At 60.1% G+C, this 22834-nt stretch carries 21 protein-coding genes; 16 read left to right on the top strand and 5 right to left on the bottom strand.

Annotated elements, in window-relative coordinates; all coding sequences use genetic code 11:
• The first annotated feature begins 112 nt into the window (after window positions 1–112).
• From rarD to OKC44_RS18005, 3 genes are all read left to right on the top strand, one after another.
• Window positions 113–1015: an EamA family transporter RarD gene (rarD, locus tag OKC44_RS18015; RefSeq protein WP_270814446.1), complete on the top strand. Its 903-nt coding sequence runs from the start codon at window positions 113–115 to the stop codon at window positions 1013–1015.
• 67 nt (window positions 1016–1082) lie between these two features.
• Window positions 1083–1901, top strand: a complete 819-nt coding sequence (locus OKC44_RS18010) for an AraC family transcriptional regulator (protein WP_270814444.1) — start codon at window positions 1083–1085, stop codon at window positions 1899–1901.
• 79 nt (window positions 1902–1980) lie between these two features.
• Window positions 1981–2628: a LysE family translocator gene (locus tag OKC44_RS18005; RefSeq protein WP_168755424.1), complete on the top strand. Its 648-nt coding sequence runs from the start codon at window positions 1981–1983 to the stop codon at window positions 2626–2628.
• Window positions 2629–2727: 99 nt separating this feature from the next.
• On the opposite strand, the gene mgtA is transcribed toward OKC44_RS18005, so the two are convergent.
• Complete coding sequence (gene mgtA, locus OKC44_RS18000; protein ID WP_060390904.1) at window positions 2728–5490, bottom strand: magnesium-translocating P-type ATPase; 2763 nt, start codon at window positions 5488–5490, stop codon at window positions 2728–2730.
• Between the two features lie 1230 nt (window positions 5491–6720).
• Here mgtA and OKC44_RS17995 point away from each other — a divergent pair.
• On the top strand, window positions 6721–8343 hold the full coding sequence (locus tag OKC44_RS17995; protein WP_270814439.1) for a methyl-accepting chemotaxis protein: 1623 nt from the start codon (window positions 6721–6723) through the stop codon (window positions 8341–8343).
• A gap of 125 nt (window positions 8344–8468) precedes the next feature.
• Window positions 8469–9578 (top strand): YeeE/YedE family protein, encoded by a 1110-nt coding sequence (locus OKC44_RS17990; RefSeq protein WP_270814437.1) that lies wholly within the window; start codon window positions 8469–8471, stop codon window positions 9576–9578.
• Window positions 9579–9682: 104 nt separating this feature from the next.
• Here the strand turns inward: OKC44_RS17990 and OKC44_RS17985 are convergent, their stop codons facing one another.
• Window positions 9683–10303: a LysE family translocator gene (locus OKC44_RS17985; protein WP_270814435.1), complete on the bottom strand. Its 621-nt coding sequence runs from the start codon at window positions 10301–10303 to the stop codon at window positions 9683–9685.
• Window positions 10304–10404: 101 nt separating this feature from the next.
• On the opposite strand from OKC44_RS17985, the gene OKC44_RS17980 reads away from it, so the two are divergent.
• Window positions 10405–11289: a LysR family transcriptional regulator gene (locus tag OKC44_RS17980; RefSeq protein WP_270814434.1), complete on the top strand. Its 885-nt coding sequence runs from the start codon at window positions 10405–10407 to the stop codon at window positions 11287–11289.
• 9 nt (window positions 11290–11298) lie between these two features.
• On the opposite strand, the gene OKC44_RS17975 is transcribed toward OKC44_RS17980, so the two are convergent.
• Complete coding sequence (locus tag OKC44_RS17975) at window positions 11299–11973, bottom strand: chromophore lyase CpcT/CpeT (RefSeq protein ID WP_041213570.1); 675 nt, start codon at window positions 11971–11973, stop codon at window positions 11299–11301.
• 271 nt (window positions 11974–12244) lie between these two features.
• On the opposite strand from OKC44_RS17975, the gene OKC44_RS17970 reads away from it, so the two are divergent.
• From OKC44_RS17970 to OKC44_RS17960, 3 genes are all read left to right on the top strand, one after another.
• Window positions 12245–12901 carry a DUF3313 domain-containing protein gene (locus tag OKC44_RS17970; RefSeq protein WP_017410561.1) on the top strand — a complete coding sequence of 219 codons (657 nt, stop codon included), beginning with the start codon at window positions 12245–12247 and terminating at the stop codon, window positions 12899–12901.
• 98 nt (window positions 12902–12999) lie between these two features.
• Complete coding sequence (locus OKC44_RS17965; RefSeq protein ID WP_024944645.1) at window positions 13000–13512, top strand: cupin domain-containing protein; 513 nt, start codon at window positions 13000–13002, stop codon at window positions 13510–13512.
• A gap of 84 nt (window positions 13513–13596) precedes the next feature.
• Window positions 13597–14046: an SRPBCC family protein gene (locus OKC44_RS17960; RefSeq protein WP_024944644.1), complete on the top strand. Its 450-nt coding sequence runs from the start codon at window positions 13597–13599 to the stop codon at window positions 14044–14046.
• A gap of 88 nt (window positions 14047–14134) precedes the next feature.
• Here the strand turns inward: OKC44_RS17960 and OKC44_RS17955 are convergent, their stop codons facing one another.
• Window positions 14135–14635 (bottom strand): DUF1993 domain-containing protein, encoded by a 501-nt coding sequence (locus OKC44_RS17955; RefSeq protein WP_024944643.1) that lies wholly within the window; start codon window positions 14633–14635, stop codon window positions 14135–14137.
• 278 nt (window positions 14636–14913) lie between these two features.
• Here OKC44_RS17955 and ydfZ point away from each other — a divergent pair, with 278 nt between their 5' ends.
• On the top strand, window positions 14914–15111 hold the full coding sequence (gene ydfZ, locus OKC44_RS17950) for a putative selenium delivery protein YdfZ (RefSeq protein WP_219282082.1): 198 nt from the start codon (window positions 14914–14916) through the stop codon (window positions 15109–15111).
• A 228-nt stretch (window positions 15112–15339) separates the two neighbouring features.
• Window positions 15340–16743: a hypothetical protein gene (locus tag OKC44_RS17945; RefSeq protein ID WP_270814431.1), complete on the top strand. Its 1404-nt coding sequence runs from the start codon at window positions 15340–15342 to the stop codon at window positions 16741–16743.
• A gap of 96 nt (window positions 16744–16839) precedes the next feature.
• Here OKC44_RS17945 and OKC44_RS17940 read toward each other — a convergent pair whose 3' ends face one another.
• Complete coding sequence (locus OKC44_RS17940) at window positions 16840–17184, bottom strand: SH3 domain-containing protein (protein ID WP_270814430.1); 345 nt, start codon at window positions 17182–17184, stop codon at window positions 16840–16842.
• 234 nt (window positions 17185–17418) lie between these two features.
• Here OKC44_RS17940 and OKC44_RS17935 point away from each other — a divergent pair, with 234 nt between their 5' ends.
• The 5 genes from OKC44_RS17935 (at window position 17419) to gapS4b (ending at window position 22238) form a co-directional block, all read left to right on the top strand.
• Window positions 17419–18204 carry a hypothetical protein gene (locus OKC44_RS17935; protein WP_270814428.1) on the top strand — a complete coding sequence of 262 codons (786 nt, stop codon included), beginning with the start codon at window positions 17419–17421 and terminating at the stop codon, window positions 18202–18204.
• Between the two features lie 146 nt (window positions 18205–18350).
• On the top strand, window positions 18351–19244 hold the full coding sequence (locus OKC44_RS17930) for a LysR family transcriptional regulator (RefSeq protein WP_270814427.1): 894 nt from the start codon (window positions 18351–18353) through the stop codon (window positions 19242–19244).
• A 189-nt stretch (window positions 19245–19433) separates the two neighbouring features.
• Window positions 19434–19964 carry an REP-associated tyrosine transposase gene (locus tag OKC44_RS17925; RefSeq protein WP_270814425.1) on the top strand — a complete coding sequence of 177 codons (531 nt, stop codon included), beginning with the start codon at window positions 19434–19436 and terminating at the stop codon, window positions 19962–19964.
• A gap of 209 nt (window positions 19965–20173) precedes the next feature.
• Window positions 20174–21124 (top strand): GapS4a family protein, encoded by a 951-nt coding sequence (gene gapS4a / locus OKC44_RS17920; protein WP_270814423.1) that lies wholly within the window; start codon window positions 20174–20176, stop codon window positions 21122–21124.
• A complete protein-coding gene (gapS4b, locus tag OKC44_RS17915; protein ID WP_270814421.1) occupies window positions 21114–22238 on the top strand; it encodes a GapS4b family protein in 1125 nt (374 codons plus the stop codon). The genes gapS4a and gapS4b overlap by 11 nt, the downstream gene beginning before the upstream one ends.
• Window positions 22239–22834 lie beyond the last annotated feature (596 nt).

The raw sequence follows: 22834 nt of genomic DNA, 5'->3' as shown, positions 1-22834 counted from the left end.
CCGTTAAAATCCGCTGATCATCATTTATTAACTTCTTTCCCCGCAAAAGGATCGCTACACTGATTTTTTGCGATGTTTTCCCGCATCCAACTCTCCAGTGAAGGTTATCCGCATGCAGCAACACGTTCAGCGCCAGGGCGTCATCTACGCCTTGTGCGCCTATACCCTTTGGGGGTTGGCCCCCATCTACTTCAAGACCATTGCCGCCGTGCCGGCCGCCGAGATCCTGACCCACCGGATGATCTGGTCGTGCGCCCTGCTGATGGTGCTGACCCTGCTTGGCCGCCAGTGGCACAAGGTACAGGCGGTGCTGCGCCAGCCGAAAGTGCTGCTCACCCTGGCCTTTACCTCCATCACGGTCGGTGGCAACTGGCTGCTGTTCATCTGGGCCATCAACAACGGCCACATGCTGGATGCCAGCCTCGGCTACTACATCAACCCGCTGTTCAACGTGCTGCTCGGCATGCTGTTCCTGAGCGAGAAGCTGCGCCGGTTGCAGTGGTGGGCTGTGGGGCTCGCCGTCATCGGTGTCGCCATCCAGATCATCGCCTTCGGCTCCCTGCCCTGGATCGCGCTGGTGCTGGCCTCGAGCTTCGCCATCTACGGCCTCATCCGTAAAAAACTGGCCCTCGATGCGCTGACCGGCCTCTTGATCGAGACCCTGATCATGCTGCCGCCGGCCGCCATCTATCTGTGGGGCTTTGCCGACAGCCCCACCAGCCATCTCACCCAGAATGACTGGCACCTCAACCTGCTGCTGATCGCCGCCGGTGCAGTCACCACGGCTCCCCTGCTCTGCTTCACCGCCGCCGCCACCCGGCTCAAGCTCTCCACCCTGGGCTTCTTCCAGTACATAGGGCCGAGCCTGATGTTCATCCTGGCGGTCACCCTCTATGGCGAGGCGCTGGCGCTGGACAAGATGATCACCTTCGCCTTCATCTGGAGCGCGCTGGTGCTGTTCAGTCTGGACGGACTGCGCAGCGGCAAGCGCCGGCAGGCAGTGGAGCAGGCTTGACGGCAAGGGCGCGCAGCGCTGCAATAATCTACAAGCCCGCGTTCGGGTTTCAGGTTATCAATAGTCGATGAGCGCACCCCAATCCCGCATCCACTACTGGCAATCCCGGCTGCTGCCGGGGGTTGAACTCTCCCACTCCCACCACAGGGAGTTCAGCTATGGCCGCCATGTGCACCTGGACTACCACATAGGTCTGGTGCAGCAGGGCGGCCAGAAATTCATCCACAAGGGCAGCAGCCACCACCTGGTGCGCGGCGAGCTCTCCACCGTCAACCCGGACGAGATGCACGACGGCCTCAGCCTGCTGCCGGAAGGGTACGAGGTGCGGGTGTTCGCCATCGCCCCCGAGCAGCTGGCCCGCTGGCTGCCGGACAGCCCGGACCCCTTCTTCGACCAGGGGCTGCAACGCCGCCCCGACCTCTATCAGGGCTTTGCCCGGCTGCACATGTACCTGGACAACCCCAGCCCCGACGGCCTGCTGGCGGAGAGCGAGCTGCTGGCCCTGCTCGGCGAGCTGCTGCACCTGGCACCGGAGCGCCACGCCCTGGCCGACCCCCAGCTCAGGTACCTGCGCGACCATCTGCTGGCCCGGCTGGATGAACGTCACAGTCTGGAGGATCTGGCCGCCCTGTTCGGACTGGATCGCTTCGCCTTCCTGCGCCAGTTCAAGAAGAAGACCGGCATGACCCCCTACGCCTGGCTCAAGCGACTGCGGCTCGAACAGAGCAAGCGCCTGCTCGGCAGCGGCCTGCCGGTGAGCGAGGTGGCACTGGCGGTCGGCTTCTTCGATCAGAGCCACTTCCACCACGGCTTTCGCCAGGCGTTCGGCCTCACCCCTGCCGATTTTCGCCAGCAGATGCTGGCCGCCAGCGGGCGCGCCGACTAACTCCGCACTGCAATCTTTTACAATCCGGCGCCCCCGCAATCCGCCATGCTGTGAACTCGATACTGTCCCAGAGGTTTCCATGTTCACCAGCCTGTTTCTGACCATAGGTCTCATCCATCTCATCGCCCTGGCGAGCCCGGGCCCGGACTTTGCGCTGATCCTGCGCACCAGCCTGCACAGGCCCACCGCCCTCGGGGCGGCGCTCGGCATCGCACTCGCCATCCTGGTGCACGCTACCCTCAGCCTCACCGGCATCAGCCTGCTGATTGCCGAGCACCCCTGGCTGTTCATGACGGTGAAGGTGGTCGGCGCCCTCTATCTGGGCTGGCTCGGCTGGGGAGCGCTCAAGGCGGCCTGGCACAGCTCGGCCGAGCTCGCCCTGCACGCCGGCGGCGAGGCGCAGGGCTGGCGCAAAGGGGTGCAGCGCGGCATTGCCACCAACCTGCTCAACCCCAAGGCACTGCTGTTCTTCATGGGGCTGCTGGCCGCCATGGTGACGCCGCAGGTGGACGGCCTGACCCGCGGCCTGCTGGTGCTGGAGCTGTTCCTGCTCTCTCTGATCTGGTTCGGCGTGCTGGCCTGGAGCCTCTCCACCGTGCGGGCCCAGCGCCTGCTCGGCCGCGTGCAGCGTCCGCTCAACCTGGTCACCGGCCTGCTGTTTGGCGCCGTCAGTCTCTCCATCCTGACCGGCATGGCCGGCGAGGCCTACGCCCTGGTCCTGCACTGACACCCGTGTGCCAGCCATGAAAAAGAGGGATGGCCCAGGCCATCCCTCTTTGCGTTCATAGTTCCTGGCCGGGTCACCGGCCCTCTCGCTCGCCCTTCATCAGAACCACTGGCCGTGGCGCTTGATGTAGATGCTCTTGACGGTCTGGGTCAGCCCCATGTAGGCCAGCATGGTGATCACCAGCCACATGAAGTACTTGGGCCCATCCAGGGTGATGAAGCCGAAGTGCTCAGCCAGCGGCGAGAACGGCAGGTAACAGCCGATAGCGATGGCGATCGAGGTGGAGAGCAGCACCGGCAGGGTGGCGGTACTCTGCAGGAACGGGATCTTGCGGGTACGCAGCATGTGCACCACCAGGGTCTGCGACACCAGCCCCTCGATGAACCAGCCTGAGTTCATGATGGCCTGACCGTTGACCAGCGGATCCATGCTGCCGTTGGCGGTGGCATAGAGGGCGCCGGCACCGAACACGAACCACATCAGGCAGTAGGTGCTGATATCGAACACCGACGAGGTTGGGCCGAGCCACAGCATGAAGCGCTTGATGTTGCTCGCCTCCCACTTGCGCGGCCGCTTGAGGAACTCGGGGTCCATCTTGTCCCACGGCAGCAGCATCTGGGAGACGTCGTACACCAGGTTCTGGATCAACATCTGCATCGCCAGCATGGGCGCCCAGGGCAGCCAGGCAGAGGCCACCAGCACCGAGAAGACGTTGCCGAAGTTGGAGCTGGCGGTCATGTTGAGGTACTTCAAGATGTTGCCAAAGGTCTCGCGCCCCTTGATCACCCCCTCCTCCAGCACCATCAGGCTCTTCTCCAGCAGGATGATGTCGGCGGTCTCCTTGGCGATGTCGGCACCGCTGTCCACCGAGATCCCCACGTCCGCATCCCGCAGCGCCGGCGCATCGTTGATGCCGTCGCCGAGGAAACCGACGGTGTTGCCGTTGGCCTGCAGCGCCTTCACCACCCGCGATTTCTGCAGCGGGGTGAGCTTGGCGAAGATGGTGGTGTGCTTGACCACGGTGCACAGCGCCACGTCGTCCATCACCTCGATATCCTTGCCAAGCAGCGGCACACCGGGCTCCAGCCCCACATCGCGGCACACCTTGCTGGTGATGATGGGGTTGTCGCCGGTCAGCACCTTGACCGCCACGCCGTACTCATTGAGGGCGCGGATGGCCGGTGCAGCCGAATCCTTGGGCGGATCGAAGAAGGTGAGGAAGCCGCGCACCACCAGCTTGACCTCGTCGCTGGTGCGATAGCTCTGCTTGCACTCGCCTGCCGGGATCTCGCGGGTCGCCACGATCAGCACCCGATACCCCTCGGCGTTGAACTCCTCGCTCTGGCGCAGCAGGGCACGGCGATCCGCGTCGGTCAGCTCCCTAACCTCCTGACCATCGGCGATCTGGCTGGAGACGGCCAGCATCTCTTCCACCGCCCCCTTGGAGACCATCAGCTGCTGGCCTAGATCGTCCTGCACAATGACCGACAGGCGCCGGCGCACGAAGTCGAACGGCAGTTCGTCCACCTTGCGGTAGTTGGCCGGCTTGCAGCTCTCCCCCAGCGCATCGGCGTGCTCGACCACCGCGATGTCCATCAGGTTCTTCATGCCGCTCTGGTGAAAGCTGTTGAGCCAGGCCAGCTGCAGGATCCGGTCGTCCCGCTGGCCACGCACGTCGTAGTGGTGCTCGAGGATGATCTTGTCCTGGGTCAGGGTGCCGGTCTTGTCGGTGCAGAGCACGTCCATGGCGCCGAAGTTCTGCACCGAGTTGAGCCGCTTCACCACCACCTTGCGCTTGGCCATGGCCACCGCACCGCGCGCCAGGTTAGCGGAGACGATCATCGGCAGCATCTCGGGGGTGAGCCCCACCGCCACCGCCAGCGCGAAGGTGAGCGCCGACATCCAGTCACCGCTGCTGACGCCGCTCAGCATGAAGACGATGGGCACCATCACCAGCATGAAGCGGATAAGCAGCTTGGTGACGCTGTTCACACCGCGATCGAAGCTGGTCTCGATGCGCTTGTGGCTCACCACGTTGCGGGCCAGCGAACCGAAGTAGGTGTCGCTGCCGGTGGCCACCACCACGGCGCGGGCGGTACCGCTCACCACGTTGGTGCCCATGAAGCAGATGTTGGGCAGATCGAGCAACCCAGCCTCCCCTGCGCCGGTGCCGTCCGCCGACTTGCCGGCCACGGCGCCCAGGGTGTCGTACTTCTCCACCGGCAGCGCTTCGCCGGTCAGCACCGCCTGGCTGATGAAGAGATCGCGGGATTCGATCAGCTTGATGTCGGCCGGGATCATGTCCCCCGCCTGCAGGTGCACTATGTCACCGGCCACCAGCTCGGTCATCGCCACCTCCTTGCGCTGGGGGGCAACCCCGGGCGAGGGGCGGCGCTGCACGGTAGCGGTGTTGCGCACCAGCGACTTGAGCGCTTCGGCCGCCTTGGCGGAGCGGTACTCCTGCCAGAAGCGCAGCAGACCGCTCAGGCCCACCATGACGCCGAGGATGATCACCTTGACCCAGTCCTCGTCGCCCGGCTCGGCCATCAGCACGTCCATCACGTAACTGACCAGCCCGAGCACGATCAGCACCATCACGAAGGGGTTCTTGAACGCCTGCAGCAGCTGGATCAGCGCATGGGGCGGCTTGTCGTGGGTCACCTCGTTGGGACCAAACTGGATCAGGCGGTTGGCGGCCTCGGTCGCGGTGAGGCCGTCGATGTTGCCGCGCACGGCGGTGAGGGTGTACTCGAGGGACTTGTCGGCCTCATCGAGCACCCGGGAGGAGAGTTTCTCTCTGGCACTGGCCGGGGCAACGAACCCCTGCTGCTTGTGCCGGCTGGCGGTATGTTGTTGTTTCATGACTCGTTATCCTGATTTCTACGCGCAGGCGGGCCCTGTCGCGGGCCGGGCCTGGCGTCAGTACTGATGTGAAAAAGCAATGGACCCGGCAGCGAACAGGCAGCCGCCGCACACTGGGCGGCCCGCAGACAGCAGTCTGCGCGACCACATCGGCATGCTCGGGTCGGATCAGGGGTCAGGACACCGCATCCCGTTCCCCGCAGGGGATCAGGAGTGGGTAGGCGTGGACCCCGAGGGTCTAGGTTTGGGCTCTTCGGTCATGACGGTTCCTCCGAGTTGAGCGGCAGCAAGCCGGCCCTGGCATATCGAGGGCACGGCAGGTCGTCACCGGCGGGCAGATCCGCACGGCGGCGTTATCGACAGGAGGCAAGGGCCGCAACGGGGCGGCCAGGACCGATAAAGGAGATCAGGATAACCACAGGCAACAATAACGGCATGATGGCCGAATAATAATGAGGAGGGTTCATGGTCCGGTCACATGAGCAATCAACCGCACCCCATGAATATATTGAGAAATAGCCAGCGCATATTTCAAAATATATAAAGAAGAGACCTTCATTATTTAAATTCGCAACACAGCCTATCGAAAACCACATTGTTTTCAATACGAGCTGTCCATCCTGTTATTTCACGCCGGCCTGTTTGTCCCTGCTCGCCAAAGATCCGGTGAACGGGCGCAACGGGCAGCCCCAGGCCCATGACAAAGGGCGTGCGTGGCAAGGCGTGCAATTGCTGGGGCGCGAGGCGGCATGGCTCGCAGAGGGAGTGGAACAATCCGGGGAGCAACGCAGATCCCGGCGGGAATGGGTTGCAAGAGTCGGGATGACTCGCTAGATGCCACACTCTGAGCGATCAGAGTGAGGGAGAAGAAGGGATATCAACCTCAGTTCTGATTAGCCCACATCGCGCTGTGCAATCGGCTACAACTGTCGCTTTCCATAATATCCTTCCATCTGTTGATAACACGCCAAGATTCTACCCAGAAATATTTGGCGGCGCAAAATATAAATTCATATTTTAATAAATCACCAGCCATGAATTGCCATTCTCCTATTTTTTCGCGAACGCTTCTCAACGCCTATTTGAGAATGGCTCAACCGACCGGCCGTGATGTCGATCGCTCCGTCAGCCCTCACTGACAGCAACGCCCGCCGCGATATGGCCCGCGCGGCAGGTCTTTATACGGGATGGGACTATGCTATCCATGTGCCGGATTCATATGGGGGTTACATGTTCAAAACAATCCATGATCGTTCGCTGCTGTTCAGCCAGGCGCTGGGCATATTGATCTTCATCATCCTGATATCCATCAGCTTCTTTGGCCTCTACTCGGTGAAGAGCGCCGCGGACAAGATGGGCGAAGGCAAGGATGTCGTCGCGGACATACTGCCGCCCCCGCTCTACCTCATCGAGGCGCAACTGCAGGTCTATACCCTGCTGCATGCCGCGGCGAGCGAGCGGGAGGGGTTGCTGCAATCGCTCGCCCGCCTGGAGCAGGAGTTCAACGACCGCAATCGCTTCTGGCAGGAGAGCACACTCGACGACCAGCTCAAGCAGAGCCTGCTGGGGGAACAGCGCACCCAGGCCGAACGTTTCTGGCAACTGCTCGACAGTCAGTTCATTCCGGCCGTGCAGGCCGGCCGGCTCGAGCAGGCAGCGGCCATCGCCGCCCAGCTGCGCACTCTGTACCTGGCCCACCGGCTTGGAGTCGATGCCACCGTCAGCCGTGGCAGCCAGTATGCCGCCGAGCAGCTGGCGCAGCTCAGCCTCACCGCCCGGATGTGCTACTGGCTTCTGCTCGTCGCCGCGCTGACCGGCTGCGCCCTGGTCTTCTGGCTGGGCCGACCGACTCAGCAACGGTTGCTGGCCGCCGGCAAGGCGACCGCAGCCATTGCGGAGGGAGCCCTCGACAGCCCCATGCCGCCTCCCGGCGACGATGCCATCGGCGATCTGATCCAGCGCATCGGCCGGATGCGGGATCAACTCTCCACCCTGGTCGCCGCCCTGCAGCAGAGTGCGGGAACGCTGCATCAGCAGGCCACCGGCTTGAGCAGCCTCTCTCGCCAGCATGTGGACGACAGCCTGGCCCAAGTGGACGCAGCCCGTCAGGTGGAAGAGGTGATCGAGCAACTGCAGGCCCTGATCCAACAAAGCGATGCCCAACTGCAGCAGGTCACCGGCATGACCTCGGGCTCCGAGGCCCACGCCAATGCCACCCGGCTGGTCATTCAGGAGGTGGAGCAGGTGATCCGCGCCCAGGCTGACGGAGTGAGGCGGGTCTCCGGCACCATCGGCGACCTGGCCGGCTTGTCCCAGCAGATCTCCGGTCTGGCGGGGGCCATTCATGGCATCGCCGAGCAGACCAATCTGCTGGCGCTCAACGCCGCCATCGAAGCCGCCCGGGCCGGTGAACAGGGGCGCGGCTTTGCAGTGGTGGCCGACGAGGTGCGCTCCCTTGCCAGCCGCACTGGCGAGGCCACGACGGAGATCACCAGCATCATCGGCCGGATCCAGGATACCAGCCAGCGGGCCGTCAACGAGATGGACACCGAACTGGCCAGGGTGGGCAAAACGGTGGAGCACGTGGCCGACGCCAAGCAGAGCATCACCCGCATTGAAGAGGGCTGCGGCGAGATCTGCCAACGGATCGATCAGGTCGGAGCCCTGCTGGAGCAGGAGAAGAGCCTGATCCACGCCATCAACAGCAACGTCGGCGAGATGTCGCGACTGGCGGCCAAGGTCAACGACAGCGCCCGCCATGCGGCGAGCGAAGCCGATACGGTAGCGACTAACTCCCAGGCACTGACCCGCCAGACCCAGCACTTTCACCTCGCGCCACCACCCCGCCATTGATCCCCAGGGCAGGGTCTGTCCTGCCCCCATTCGCCCTCAGCAGGGTTAAATCGATAGCCTTGGACTCAATGAGGGAATAGGATCCGCACTCCCAATTCTTCATCCAGCTATAAGGATCAACAGGCATGAATCGAAAATGGTCGCTCCCCATCGTGGCAATCGCGGGGGGAGCGTTACTCTGGCTCGGCAACACTTTTGGTATGAAATGGGCTCTGATGGCCCTGATCGGATTCGGCTTCGGCTTCACCCTCTCCTTCAGCCGCTTCGGCATCGTGTTCGGTTGGCGCGAGATGCTGACCAAGCGCAACAGCTACTACGTGCGGGTTCACCTGCTCACCATCGCCATCGAAATTCTGCTGTTCACCTGCTTCCTCTCCTTTAGCCACGCCCTGTTTGGCGATGCCATGGTGGGCAACGTGATGGCCATCGGCATTCCCTTCATCGTCGGCGCCTTCCTGTTCGGCATCGGCATGCAGCTGGCGGGTGTCTGCGCCACCGGCACCCTTTACTGCTGCGGCGAGGGGCAACCCCGCTTCTGGCTGGTGCTGCTCTGCTACGGCATCGGCACCCTGATCAGCAACCAGTTCCGCCCCGAACTGGAGGCCGCCTTCTCCAGCCATGTGGTACTGGCAAAAGACCTGACCGGCAATATCTGGAGCGGCATGCTGCTCAACCTGACGCTGGTCGCCGCGCTGTTCCTGCTGTTTCGCAAGAGCGAGCTCAAACGTACCGGCGAGCTCAAGCCCCTCTTCAGCGGCGGCAACCTGTTCTGGCGCGACGGCCGCTTCACCGTGCTGACCGGTGGCATCATCATCGCCGTGCTCAACTCCAGCGTCGTCGCCCTGCACGGCTCAGCCTGGACCATCACCGGCGCCGTCTATGACATGGCGCTGCGCGGTGCCTCCCTGTTCGGTCTGTTCGAGGGCAACCCCAAGCTGGCCCAGCCGCTGTTCATCAACCCCATGGTCGGCATGTTCTGGCTCGGCATTCTGGGGGCCATGCTGGCGCGTTGCATCAGCGGTGGCGGCACCTTCGCCCCGATGCGGCTCGGCAACAGCCTGGCCTCCATCCTCGGCGGCCTGCTGATGGGGATGGGCGCCATGTACAGCGCCTGCAACCTCGGCGGCTTCTTCGACGGCACCGCCTCCGGCAGCCTGCACGGCTGGGTCTGGATGTTGATGGCCCTCGCTGGCAGCCTGATCGGCATCCGCCTGCGCCCGCTGTTCAAGCTCTGATAAAACAACGGGATGGCGCGGATACACGCCATCCCGTCACGATTCCCCTTCCAAGCCAGTTCGCAGCACCCTGCGCTGCGGCACCGCCCAATCAGCCCCCTTGTCTATTTCAACCCCTTGAACAGCAGCAACAGGGCGAAGCCGGTGAACATCACCGCCGACAGCCGGTTGATCCCCCTGGCGAAGCGTTCGCCATAGCCTTGTGCCCCCACCCAGTGGAACACCAGGCAGTAACCGCCATGCACCACCAGCACCACGGCGCTGAAGGTGACCGCCAGCAGCATGCACTGACCCAGCGCCCCATGACGAAAGTCGATGAACTGGGGAAACAGGCTGGTGAAGAAGATGATCGCCTTGGGGTTGAGCAGGCTGATGAGCGCCCCCTTGATGAAGCTGCGACGGCAATCCCGATCCGGCCCTGCCCCCGGCACCGGGCTCACCGCCCGCTGGCGCCAGGAGTTGAGCCCCAGATAGAGCAGATAAAGCGCGCCGCCCAGGGTGAGGATCTGCTGGCCCGCGGCCAGCCAGCGGGTGAACCAGAGCACCGCCAGCGAGGCCAGGCTCGCCACCAGCAGGATGCCCACCGCCACCCCGCAAAAGCCGGCGATGGCGTGGCGGGTGCCCCGGGTCAGGGTGTTGCCTATGGTGTAGATCACGGCGGGCCCCGGGCTCAGCACGGTGCCGATGGCGAGCAGCAGATAGAGGGCGTAATAGTCGAGTGTCATCGGGAGAGATTCCAGCGTGGATTGGCTGCCGCCCAGTATATTGACAGCCGCGATGCCAGCCAGACATAGTGGCGCTCGGCTTTATAAACCAGGAGTTTAGAGTGGATCGCTTGACGGCCATCGAGATCTTCGTCGAGGTGGCCCGCGCGGGCAGTTTCGCCGCCGTGGCGGAGCGTTTCGCGATGACGCCGGCCATGATCGGCAAGTACATCAAGTGGCTGGAGGCCAGGGTCGGCTCCCGCCTGCTCAATCGCAACACCCGTTGCCAGAGCCTGACCGAGGCGGGCCAGGAGTACCTCGCCGGCTGCCAGAGCCTGTTGCAACACTACCGGGAACTGGAGCAGAACACCCTGGTCAATACCGGCCAGGCAGCGGGCAGAATCCGCATCAATGCCTCCGTCACCTTCGGCAGCTACCGGCTGACGCCGCTGCTGTGCCGCTTCATGGAGCGCTACCCGCAGATCCACATCGAGCTGGATCTGTCGGATCGCTTGGTGGACGTCATCGGTGACGGCTTCGATCTCATCTTCCGGGTCGGCCAGCCCAAGGACGCCGGCTACATCGCCCGGCCGCTGGCCAGCTCTAATTCGGTGTTCTGCGCATCCCCGCACTACCTGCAACGCCACGGTACTCCCCTCACGCTGGCGGATCTGGCCCGCCACCACTGCCTGGGATTCAGTCCCTGGCTCGGCCAGTCGAGCCTGGCCGAGGCCTTTCCACTCGAACAGCTGCACCTGTGGGACAGCCCTTTCATCAGCAACCACGGCAGCGCCCTCAAGGTGGCCGCCCTCAACCATGCCGGCATCCTGCTGCAGCCGCGCGCCCTGCTGAGCGAGGAGCTAGAACGCGGCACCCTGCAGGAGATCCTGGCGGATGCCCTGCCCGCCCCGCGCCCGGTCAACCTGCTCTACCCGGCCAGGGAGCCCCTGCCACTGCGCCTGCGGCTGCTCATCGACTACCTGAGCGAGCAGCGCCACCAGCTATAGGGCGCAGCCTTACTCGCCGCGCTGTTTCACCCGGCGCAGATAGACATAACCCTCCCCCGGGCTGCCCCAGCGCTGATGGGCCTCGGTGTCGTAGGCCCGATCCAGCAATCTCACGCTGTGGGGGCCGATCCAGAGGTACTGCACCAGGGTGCTGGCGCCGCCAAAATTGGTGGAGCAGCTGCCCACCTTGCTGTGGCCGGCGTACTCCCCCGACGGCTGGCGGGTCAGCCAGATCTCGCAGCCTTGACGCAAAGAGAGCTGCTGCGGGGTGAGAGAGTCGAGCAGCTCGGGCTGGCGCCAAGCGCCGGCGAAGTCGATGGCCCGCGGCATGGTCAGCTCGGCCATCAGGATGCGGCCATCGGGTACCAGCGAGAAGCGGTAGATGCGCTGGCGGAACGGGCGTACCGCCCGCTCGGTCAGGAACTGCTCGGCATAGACCCAGCGAAAGCCCTTGTAGCCGGGCCAGATCTCCACCAGCCGCAGCTCGGCGCTGGTGAAGCGGTTGTCGTAGCTGGCCTGCTCGCGGCTGGAGAACTCACCGGTAAACCAGGAGAGCAGCGGCTCCATGCTGGCGGAGGGTGCCGTGGTGGTGCTGTCAGGGGGCGTGGTGACGAAGGGGGTGGGTGCCGCCCAGGCCAGGCAGGAGAGCAGCAGCCCGCACAGGGCCGCCATCAGGCTGGTCATCGAATCCTTCCGAATCAGTTTCATGGCGGCGATTATATGAGCGAACGGCGCCAATATCCGCAACCTTGATCAAATGATTGCCGATCCGAAGCAAAATCATCGTATTAGCGTCATGTCCCGGCAATTGGGTGGCCGCCGCCTGCGGGCTGGATCCCGCCTGAACGCCGCTGCACTCTTCGCTTGTGGGCGCTCTTTGAATCGGTTATTTCTCTTGCAATGCCCTGCGCACCGGATGCCAGGGTCGGGCAAGCGCCGCAATCAGGAGCAAAAGATGAAAAGAGCCGTAATCGCGGGCATGGTGGCCATTCTGCTGGGTGGCTGCGCGGTGAAGAACCAGGTATCCCACAGCCTGCAGGCGATTCCGCTGACCGCCTTCCAGCAGAGCGAAAGCAACCCCAACCAGCGCATCTACAAGGAGCCCGGCGTGGATCTGCGCCAGTACCATCAGGTGCTGCTCGATCCCTTGCAGTTCATCCGCCAGGAGAACGGCCAGTGGTACCTGCTGACCGCCAACGAACAGAACGAAATCGGCCGCTACTACCACGCCACCTTCCAGCGCGAGCTGATGAGCCACGGCGTCAAGATTGCCACCGCCCCCGGCCCCGGCGTAATGCGGGTGCAGGCCGCCATCACCAACTTCGACCTGACCCGGCCCGACCCCAAGCTGCGGGATCTGCTGCCCGCCAAGATCGCCATCAATGTCACCCGCGAGGTGATCGGCAAGGAGCCCTATCTGCTCAAGGTGGGCAGCATGGCCCAGCTGCTCGACTCCCAGAACGGCAAGCTGCTGGTGCGGGTGATGGATGCGCGCGAGAGCCCGGACACCACCCACAAGGACAGCCCCATCACCGCCAGCGAGATGGAGAAGATGATCGACCAGTGGGCCGCCGGCCGCGCCAAGCAGCTGGCCGACAACCTGGGCCGCTAGTCCGGCTCGCCGCCTCCCGGGCGCAAGACGCCCACCTCCGGCCCCGTGCGCCCAGCACGGGGCCGCTTATTTCCCCTTTCATTCGACAAGGAGTCGTCATGAACCGTCACCCCAGCATCAAGCACTGGCGCGAGCTGCAGGAGCCCGAGCCCGGCCGCTACTCCGGCAGCGAGGAGCCGCTCTCCCTGGGCAGCGCCCTCGGCAGGCACTACGGCTTTGCCCGCCTCGGCATTCACCACGAGTTGCTGCCGCCGGGCCGGCGCACCAGCTGGCCCCACGCCGAGGAGACCGAGGACGAGTTCGTCCACGTGCTGGAAGGCACCCCGGACGTCTGGCTCGATGGCGTGCTGCATCGGCTGCAGCCCGGTGACTCGGTCGGCTTCAAGGCGGGCGACGGGCTGGCCCACACCTTCATCAACAACACAACTCAGCCGGTGCGACTGCTCTGCGTGGGCGACACCGATCGGGCGGACAACCACATCCACTACGCCGTGCACCCCGAGCGCAACCGCTTCATCGGCGCGCGGCACTGGGATGCGGTGCCCGAGCGCGAGCTGGGGGATCACGACGGCCTGCCCGACCAGCTGCGCGAGCGCAACGGCCCCTTCTAGGGCCCGCAGCCAGCCAGTCATCGGCAAACGGACGCAACCGACTATCCTTGATGGACCCAAGGCAACGAGGAGAGGAACAGAGAGATGAGGACAGGAACAGTGCGGCTGCACCGGGTGCTCAAGGCACCGCCGATGCGGATCTACCGGGCCTTTATCGAGACCGATGCGCTGGCCAAGTGGCTACCACCCTATGGCTTTACCTGCCGGGTGGAGCAGCTGGAGGCCCAGGTGGGCGGCCACTTCCGGATGGCGTTCACCCATTTCGGCAATGGCAACAGCCACGCCTTTGGCGGCGAATACCTGGAGCTCGAACCGGGCAAGCGCATCCGCTACACCGACCGGTTTGACGATCCCAACCTGCCGGGAGTGATGCACGTGACCGTGATCCTGACCGGGGTGGTGTGCGGTACCGAGCTCGCCATCGTGCAGGAGGGGATCCCCGAGGTCATCCCGGTGGAGATGTGCTACCTCGGCTGGCAGGAGTCGCTGGCCCAGCTGGCCGCCCTGGTGGAGCCCGAAATCCCGGCGCAGTAACCCGCCTGCGGTGACCCCGAAAACGACAGAGCCTGCCACAGTGGCAGGCTCTTTTTATGCTGGGCAAAGCCCGAATGACGGGCTGAGCTTATTGCAGGTTGATGGCGCCCAGGTAATCCCCCTTGCCGAGCTCGACCCCGGCCTTGCGCAGCAGGGCATAGGTCATGGTGAGGTGGAAGTAGAAGTTGGGGATGCCGTACTCATGCACGCAGGTGTAGCCGTCCATCCCCTTGCCACCGGCCCAGTAGGGGTAGTAGTGGCCGCTCGCATACTGGCTGAAATCGGCATCCAGCTTGCTCTGCAGATAGGTGAGGGTCTTGGCCAGGTGGGCGCGCAGATCCGCCATGGTCTTGGGGTCATCCCCCAGTACCGGCGGCTCGCTCAGGCTGGCGGTGGCCACCACGGCGCGGGCGCTGTCGCAGCAGATCAGCACCTGCTTGCTGAATGGCAGCATGTCGACGATCAGCCGATCGCCGAAGAAGTTCTCCACATTGAATTTCTTGGCGGCAGCGTGGGCCTCGGCCTTGGCCAGGCACTGGTCGAGGTTGGTCAACATCTTGATAAACTGGGCGACGATATCACGATTCATAATGCGCTCTCGGTTGGTTGAAGGCAGTTATACGAGCGGCATCCACTATAGCGTATCCCCCCGTTTGTTCGAGCCCGCCCCCGCAAAAAGCAGAACCGACCTGCCTTCCCAACGACAGGATTGGACGACCCCGCGCGGCAGGTCCGCTCGCCCTTGCCGCAGTGCCGAGTCCCTCTTTGGCTCTTTTTTGATCTGTGACATGCATCACTCTTTGGCGGGGGCGTAGGCTGATCCGCGCAGCCCGGGCATACCGCCGGGCCCCACAAAAGGAGAGTGCCATGAAAATCTATGACCGAAACCGCAATGCGCTCACAGCGGGTCAGCGCGTGATGATCGCCGCCACCGGCGCCGTCGACGTTCTAAAAGAGGCCCACACCGGCAACATGACCCCCTATCAGGCCGAGCATGAAAAGTGCGTGCTGCTGGCCAACTCCCGGGAGCAGTACGCCCCCATCGAGTTGATTAGACTAGGCTGATACCCCGCGTTCTCTGTCACCCTACTCTTTACAATTCACCCGGCCACCGCGCCCCGTCAGGGCCGGGTTTCTGCGCTCTACCCCAGTCCCCACACCGCGTCATGAGAGCATGCACGCTATCGGCACGGGGATCGCCATGAACAGGGGGCGGCTCAACCCCTTCCACTACATCGACTCACCTGTACGGACTACTCTCATCGGGGTGCCACATAACAAGGAGAGTGAATCATGTACGGGAAAATCCTTCTGATCGTCTGTCTGTTATTACAGGGTTGTACCAATGCTCCTCAACGCCGGCTTGCCTCGGCAGAAAAACAATTGAGTACGGATGGTGAAACCACCATGTTGTATCACTCTGTTCTTTATTATCCGGATGAACTGAGTTTGCGTTTTGATGGTTATCTGATTGGCGTGGAAAAAAGCCCGCGAGATCTGGTCTCTACACCGCAAAGCGTGAAGGTCAGCCCCCCCTCAGAGAAGACCTTAAAGACATCAACAGACGCGTTATTAAACCAGCCCAAGTTGTTGTATATCTCGCATATTCTGCGAGAGCAGGCCCAGCCCCAATCCGCCGAAAACTATACCTGTGCCTTGTATAACCTGTATCAACGACTGGAGCCCGCACAATCCCAGCTGGTTGAACCCTGCGCCGAGCAGAATATGCTACCGATGGCCGTCACGCAGCGGCGTTGCCAGGATAAAGAGGTTTGCGGTTATGACGACAGTTGGGATGCGCTGAAGCTGTTAAAACAGAGCATGATTCAGCGCCTGGTGACACAGGCCAATACAGGCAAGCCTTACAGCGACATTGTGGTCATTGTCATGGGCTGGAATACGGTGCAAGAAGAAGCCATTCGCAACTTCAACTCCATCATGCTCAATGTGAAACGCAGTGCCCCTGCCGATTTCAATCCCCTGGTTATCGGTGTCACCTGGCCTAGCCAATGGAGCAGCAGTTGGATTGAACCGATTTATCGACTCACCAGCTTCCCCACCAAGGCCGGCGACGCCGACGAACTTGGCCTGAGCTGGCTGGGAGTGCTGATACAGCAAACACTGCCGGAAGTAAAAGCCGCATTGCCTCAAGCCCAGCAAGCACAACTCACGACCTCGCTGATTGGCCACAGCTTTGGCAGCCGCGCTTCCAATGTGGCGGCTTGCTTTGGTCCGGCCATTTATCAGGATCACTACCAGCCCCCCACTGCGGGCATTGATAACCTGATCAACCTGCAAGGAGCCTTTAAACTGACCCAGCTGACCGATAACGCCACATCGACCTCAGCGACGGTATTTTGCCCTCTGGTGAAGCAGGTAGCGCTGACGGCATCGATCAATGATCAAGCCATGAGCAAGGCGCCCGGGGGAGGCTATGCCGGCGATGCCAGAAGCTATGCAGATATTTGCTCCAATACCAACACCCTTATTCGCTGCGCCTTCGCCGATCGTCACGGTAACCTGTTCGGTGTCAGCGGCTCAGCCCGCAGCAACATCACCTATATCGAGGCGAGCAGTCTCATCAGTGAGAACGCCTATCTAAGTGGTGGCGGCGCGCACAGTGACATCTATCGCAAAGAACATGGCCGTCTGATTTATCAGCTGATGCGACAGGGAAAAACTCCCCCTCTTGATTGAGAGCACGGCGCAACATTCACTCTGAATCCGCCAGCCTGCTGCGCCATATCGTTACGGCGGGTGATCACAACACCTCACCCGCCACCATCAACGACCTCAAGAGACGGGCGCGATGGCGCTGGCCGGGATCCAGCCCGATTGCCCTTGATCGTTATGCACCCAGAGCCAGCCTGCCAGCTCCCGTTCCACCCGTACCCGCTCCCCCACCGCCACGTCCAGCTCCCGGGCGGTATAGTGCTGGCGCGCCTGCGCCTCCTCGGCGCCGATCGGGGTCAGCAGGGACAGGGGCGCCCACCCCTCGTTGCCGTCTGCGGTAAAGGTGCGCACCCAGCCAGGGAACTCGTCGTCCTCGTGGCCGATGCGCACCCGCTCTCCGGCCCGAAAGACGATGGGATTGGGGTAACAGGTGTGGTGGGCCGTGGTGATCAACGCCAGCATCATCGTGTCCTCCGACGGGTTCTGATGGGTGACGCCCCGAGTCATACCACAATCCTGGCCCCGTTGCGTCAACCGGGCTCACACCCTCTGGCAGAGGGCGATCTCCCCCGGGGCGGGCCGACGGCTCTGATCCCCACGATTCATTACTGTCAGTGAATTTTCATATCATCCAAGTGTCATTTCAGTGAACACATCGCCGCCCTAGACTGCTTCTCGAACCTTAACGAGGAGTCTTGTATGAAACTCACCCATGTCACTCTCCTGGCCGGCACCATCGCGTCAGCCATCTCTTTCAACACCTTTGCCGGTGACCTGGTCTCGGTGCAGTTCAGCGATGGCCGCCCTGCCGTGACCGGGGTCGAGGCGGTCAACAAAGCGCTCAACCCCATCGGCGTCAACGTGGTCACCGTCGACATCCCCGACGCCGTCAGGCCGCTGCTGGAGGCCTCCCACCGCCGCGCGTTGACCAAAGCGGAGCACGGCGCCCTGATTGCGGCCTTCAACCTGAGTCAGGGGGAGCTGCTGGAGCAAGCCAGGCTCGCAGGGCGCGAGCCTGCGGTGCAAGGGGGCGGTGTCGCCACCGAAGAGACAGGCGTCGGCCCCTACCCCAAGGTCTATGACCTGATGGCGCTGGACGAACGCACCCGCAGCGCCGTGCTCGGCAAATATGGCCGCATGCACGTCAACTCTGCAGAGGATGGCACCGACATCGACGAGGTGATGACGGTGGTCAGCGGCGGGCCGTTCCGCTGGGGCTTTACCCTGCAAGACGGCAGCATCGCCCGCTTCCAGATCGACAAGGTGGGCCTGGAGGACAAGGCCGTGCGGATCAGCTATCACGGGCTGGGCATGCACGCCGGACTGATGGATGCCAAACAGGGGCTGCTGGTGGCCTTCGCCCACGGTCCAAAGGAATTCACCATGCGCTACCAGGCCGACGTGCCCTACGCCCAACTGCTCGGCACCAACCCCTGGGCCGATGTCGGTATCAGCCTGCCTCCCGCACCGGGCAAGGCGCAATAAGCCACTGCGGCACTGGGCGGTCGGGTCAAGGCCCTGCCGCCCTTGTTGCGCCTCTCTGTTACCTGGCGCCCGATGAGCCGGAGACAGTGAATTCACCGCGCCATGATGGCACCATCGTTTACCAGTGGTGAATTATCGGGGGCAGGATGAACAAGATCACGGCGCTGAACGTCTTTCGCCGGGTGGTGGAGATGGGCACCTTCAGGGCGGCAGCAGATGACCTGCACCTCTCGCAGGCGGCGGTCAGCAAGAACATCAACGAGCTGGAAGCCTATCTCGGCATCGCCCTCATCAACCGCACCACAAGGCGGCTGAGCGTCACCGAAGCCGGCATGACCTATTACCGCCAGATATGCGCCGTGCTGGACGGCCTGGAAGCCGCCGACCAGTCCATCATGGCCGCCTCCTTCACCCCCAGGGGCAGGCTGAGGATCGGCATGCCCATGTCCTACGGGCTGATCCGGCTCAACCCCCTGGTCTGCGAGTTCCAGCGCCGCTATCCAGCGATCGGCATCGAGGTGATCCTGAGCGACGCCTATATGGATCTGGTGGATCAGGGGCTGGATGTGGTGATCCGGGGGGCTGGCACCCTGGAGGACTCCACCCTGCGCGCCAAACCCCTGTGCCAGGTACAGCGGGTGCTCTGCGCCGCCCCCGATTACCTGAAGGAGGCGGGCCAACCCGCCCACCCGGCGGATCTCAAGCAGCACAACTGCCTGCGCTACAGCCTCTCATCTTCCCCCGGCAAGTGGTTCTTTACCCGAGACGCGGAGAGCCTGGCGGTGGAGCTGCCCCCCGCCAGCTTCTGCGCCAACAACGGCATTGCCCTGAAACAGGCGGCGGTGCAGGGGCTCGGGGTGATCCTGGTACCGCACGAGTTCGTGGCGAGCGAACTGACGGACGGCACCCTGGTGACCCTGCTCCCCGACTGGCAACCCGACCCCCACGCCCTGTTCGCCGTCTACCCCTTCCACAAGGAGCAGTCCCCCAACGTGCGGCTCTTTATCGAATTTATCGTCAAGGCGTTTCAACTGCGGTGAGCCAGACAGATGGGAGCTTGGGGTTTGTGCCTCTCGGCCACGATACCTGTATGCAGCGTGTAGGTTCGATTAGCGAAGCGTAATCGGACGATCGCGGAATCGGACGTTCGTGTCATCAGACGTTCGCGTGATTGGCTATATAGACAACAAGGCTATGCTTGGCTTTTCGGCCGAGGCGAGAGGAAGGGTATGGCCAACTGGCGGCGGGCATGGTGGCCCGGAGGAACCTGGTTCTTTACCGTCAACCTGCTGGAGCGGCGCAACAACCGGTTGCTGGTGGAGCAAATCGACCTGCTGCGTCAAAGCGTTGCCAAGGTGCAACAGTCTCACCCCTTCGCCATTCACGCATGGGTGGTGTTGCCTGACCATCTCCACTGCATTCTCTCATTGCCGGAGGGGGACAGCGATTTCCCCCTGCGTTGGCGGCTCATTAAAAGCCATTTCTCCCGCGCCTTGCCGGTGACCGAGCGCCGCAGCCAGACCCGGTTGCGGCACGGGGAGCGGGGTATCTGGCAGCGCCACTACTGGGAACACCTGATCCGGGATGAGCGGGATTACCGCCACCATATGGATTATGTCCATATCAACCCGCTCAAACATGGTCATGTCACCCGGGTGGCCGATTGGCCGTATTCCACCTTCCATCGTTATGTAGCGAGCGGCGTCTATCCGCCGGATTGGTGCGGGTCGGTGGATGGGGCGTTGGGGGGATTGGAGTAAACCTCTAAAAGGGTTGTTCCGTTGTAAGCGTTCGATTACGCGAACGTCCGATTACGCTTCGCTAATCGAACCTACAATGCCTTATTTTATTTAAATATCTAAAGTCAAATCTACTCGCCAAATACTTGTAAGTAAGCTTGAGAGAGTCAAGTGACGCATGATATAACTAGCTGTAAAACTTTTTGTATTTATTTGAAGAAGAGGCAGAGATGGGGGAGTTATCTAAAAAAATTGGGGAGCATGGTGAGAAAGTCGTGCGTAATTTTATTACCATGATTGGGTGGAGTGCCGCGCAGGATGGGGTTAGCATCCCGTGTGAACATGGTGGCGCTCATAAAATTGGCAATGGCGATAGAAATACTCATGGAATAGATCTTTTCCATTCAGTTAAGTCACAGCTACAAGACTTCACATTAGATAACATAGTAATTTCAGTCAAATACACATCTAAACCGTATCCTAACTATCCTACAAGCCACTTCAAAAGCCATTTTCGCGACTTAGCGCACACTCTTGAATGCTTTATGCTATCAGACTTCAGAACAATAAATAACTCAGATTATGAAATGAGTGGCATTCGAGCATCAAGAGAAATAGGCGTGCTGTTTTGGCTAACCAATGATAGTGATGCAGAACAGAATGTCATCAAAAAAATCCATAATATTATAATAGAGAAAGGGCTGTCATTTTCATGTATTTACGTGGTGGATAATGAAAGAGCTAAATTCATTTACGATTCTATATCATATATAAAAAGCTCTTATTATGAGATGGATGTTAATTTCCACTATGCTTTCACGTCATCCAATTACAGTGACCCACAAATTAATAAGTTTGGTAAGGTAATGCCCGTCGAGTATTTAACATCAGATATTCTTCCTTTCAGATTGATTGATAAAAACTCCCAAAAAATGTCATTTTGCTTGAGCTGTAAAGATGGTTTTTCTGAAGAAGCAATGAATAGGCTAATATATCTCGCCAGCGATGTGTCGCAAAACTTTACAAATTCTTTTGTATTTTTATTTCCTGATTACGATCCACTTAAACACCAAACTATAGTTAATCGTGCAGTGCAATTACAAGGTGACGCTGGTCGGTCCTTAGATATAAATGTATATTCATTCAAGAATACATTTGAGAGCTTAGTTCATGGCAAATGAGAAATATGTATTACCATATGGTGATAATTTAAGAGACTTACTCAATGACTCACTTATTACAAAAAGTGATCTCAGAGCAATTTTAAGAAAAAGAGGCGTTTTTACTTACGCTGACGAGAAGCCAGACCAAGTACCTCTTATCGTAAGGACTGGAGTTACGCCAAAAGAATTTGTGGATATTCTCGAGAAAGTTAAAACAAAAGAGGAAAATCCAAAACTTCAAACGCAGACAGTAAAATGTATTAAAGGCGACCATACATTAAAAGCTATGTTACCGGCCAACCTTGACTTATCTAGAGTGATAAATAAGCCATTTTCCAACTACAAATTGATAGGTTTTCCATCCTTTAAAACTATAGATGGTGATAGTAATAATATTGAGCTGGCATTTACAATTGAAAGATATGACTATAGTAAAAGCTGGGATAAAAATACAACTTTATTCTCCGGGAAAGTGAGATTAAAAAAAGAGAAGGACTCTGTCGATGTTAATATATCGCTATCTCACACATCATCAGAGACAAAAGAAGTTGCTAGTGCAATCACATCTACTTTAATTAATGAAATGAAGTCTTCTGGTTTTATAGACAAGAAAGAGGAATTGAAGAAAATATTATTCTCTGATTTTTCAAATGAAAATAGAGTTCTTTTTTTGCAAAGAGTAAGCCAAAACCCAATAGACTGTGAACTCTATTTTAAGGATACTAAAGATATAGGATTCAGCCCTGATGAGAGTCAAAAACTCCCCGCTGAAATGTCTTGGATGGAAAAGAAAATATCGACCCTAATATTAAAGGGAAGTGGCTTGCACTCAACATTCTTTGTCCAGGACAAAGCTCTACATAAATATATTAAACTACATACGTTAGAGGCTGACTACACCTTTGACTACGCTAATTTCAGTGGGACATGCCACATTACCTTCGATTTCCCAGAGTTCTCCATAAAAAAAGACGTAAAATCCGAATTGGCCATTCGGGTCAATAGTATTAAATTCAAAAAAAAGGAAGGTATTTCAACGAGCAAAGTAAAGGAAATGCTATTGTCACAACTTGATAAAGCAAAAATAAAATACTATGAAATGTATTCCGACAAAGTAAAGACGACGCAATGAAATTACGTATTTTATATATACCTTTTGCTTCCAGGTTGGTTGAATAAAGAAAGTTACAACCCCTTTAACCTTGAATACGCCGGCGTCATCGAACTGGATCCGTACTCGTCTCTGCTGGCCGAGCTTGATGCCGCTGGCCTCGGAGATCGTGCACCCCTCATTCTGGCTAAAGTGGCCATCCTAGATGCTTCCAAGTCAAAAGCAGGCACAGTATTGATCCCCCTCCAATCCGCCGAAGGTCAGAGGCAACGTCAGGGACGCCATCAGGGATGATGGCGTAGCCGCAGTCGGCACAGGGATGTGCCGTCTGCGGCGGCCCGTCCGACGTTGGCTCAGACCCGAGGGGACTGGCGAAGCCAGCGGATTGGCGGGGGAGAAGACCTTTGGTGCATTTTTTGAAAAGAGCGGGTCTTTCCAAAGTCACTCGCCCAAGCCCGAAGGGCGGGCGAAATCCTGTCGAGGGCCATGCCCTCGCGTCCTGCACGGCGCCAGCCGTGCTGCCAACAGCCAGGCACACCATATACCCATGACGCGAACGTCCGATTACGCTTCGCTAATCGAACCTACAGTCCTGACCAAAAAGGAGCCAACGGCTC

Source organism: Aeromonas sp. S41-2, assembly GCF_027705845.1.
GTDB classification, from domain to species: domain Bacteria; phylum Pseudomonadota; class Gammaproteobacteria; order Enterobacterales; family Aeromonadaceae; genus Aeromonas; species Aeromonas hydrophila.
Note: the sequence above shows the minus strand (reverse complement) of the source record. Positions and strands in the feature narration are given on the sequence as shown.

Coding starts and splice junctions, on each gene's coding strand:
- OKC44_RS17955 (WP_024944643.1), bottom strand. CDS start 14,635: ATGAATCGTGATATCGTCGCCCAGTTTATCAAGATGTTGACCAACCTC.
- OKC44_RS17945 (WP_270814431.1), top strand. CDS start 15,340: ATGTACGGGAAAATCCTTCTGATCGTCTGTCTGTTATTACAGGGTTGT.
- OKC44_RS17925 (WP_270814425.1), top strand. CDS start 19,434: ATGGCCAACTGGCGGCGGGCATGGTGGCCCGGAGGAACCTGGTTCTTT.
- OKC44_RS17985 (WP_270814435.1), bottom strand. CDS start 10,303: ATGACACTCGACTATTACGCCCTCTATCTGCTGCTCGCCATCGGCACC.
- gapS4b (WP_270814421.1), top strand. CDS start 21,114: ATGGCAAATGAGAAATATGTATTACCATATGGTGATAATTTAAGAGAC.
- OKC44_RS17930 (WP_270814427.1), top strand. CDS start 18,351: ATGAACAAGATCACGGCGCTGAACGTCTTTCGCCGGGTGGTGGAGATG.
- mgtA (WP_060390904.1), bottom strand. CDS start 5,490: ATGAAACAACAACATACCGCCAGCCGGCACAAGCAGCAGGGGTTCGTT.
- OKC44_RS18010 (WP_270814444.1), top strand. CDS start 1,083: ATGAGCGCACCCCAATCCCGCATCCACTACTGGCAATCCCGGCTGCTG.
- OKC44_RS17960 (WP_024944644.1), top strand. CDS start 13,597: ATGAGGACAGGAACAGTGCGGCTGCACCGGGTGCTCAAGGCACCGCCG.
- OKC44_RS17965 (WP_024944645.1), top strand. CDS start 13,000: ATGAACCGTCACCCCAGCATCAAGCACTGGCGCGAGCTGCAGGAGCCC.
- OKC44_RS18005 (WP_168755424.1), top strand. CDS start 1,981: ATGTTCACCAGCCTGTTTCTGACCATAGGTCTCATCCATCTCATCGCC.
- ydfZ (WP_219282082.1), top strand. CDS start 14,914: ATGAAAATCTATGACCGAAACCGCAATGCGCTCACAGCGGGTCAGCGC.
- OKC44_RS17995 (WP_270814439.1), top strand. CDS start 6,721: ATGTTCAAAACAATCCATGATCGTTCGCTGCTGTTCAGCCAGGCGCTG.
- OKC44_RS17990 (WP_270814437.1), top strand. CDS start 8,469: ATGAATCGAAAATGGTCGCTCCCCATCGTGGCAATCGCGGGGGGAGCG.
- OKC44_RS17975 (WP_041213570.1), bottom strand. CDS start 11,973: ATGACCAGCCTGATGGCGGCCCTGTGCGGGCTGCTGCTCTCCTGCCTG.
- OKC44_RS17970 (WP_017410561.1), top strand. CDS start 12,245: ATGAAAAGAGCCGTAATCGCGGGCATGGTGGCCATTCTGCTGGGTGGC.
- gapS4a (WP_270814423.1), top strand. CDS start 20,174: ATGGGGGAGTTATCTAAAAAAATTGGGGAGCATGGTGAGAAAGTCGTG.
- OKC44_RS17940 (WP_270814430.1), bottom strand. CDS start 17,184: ATGATGCTGGCGTTGATCACCACGGCCCACCACACCTGTTACCCCAAT.
- rarD (WP_270814446.1), top strand. CDS start 113: ATGCAGCAACACGTTCAGCGCCAGGGCGTCATCTACGCCTTGTGCGCC.
- OKC44_RS17935 (WP_270814428.1), top strand. CDS start 17,419: ATGAAACTCACCCATGTCACTCTCCTGGCCGGCACCATCGCGTCAGCC.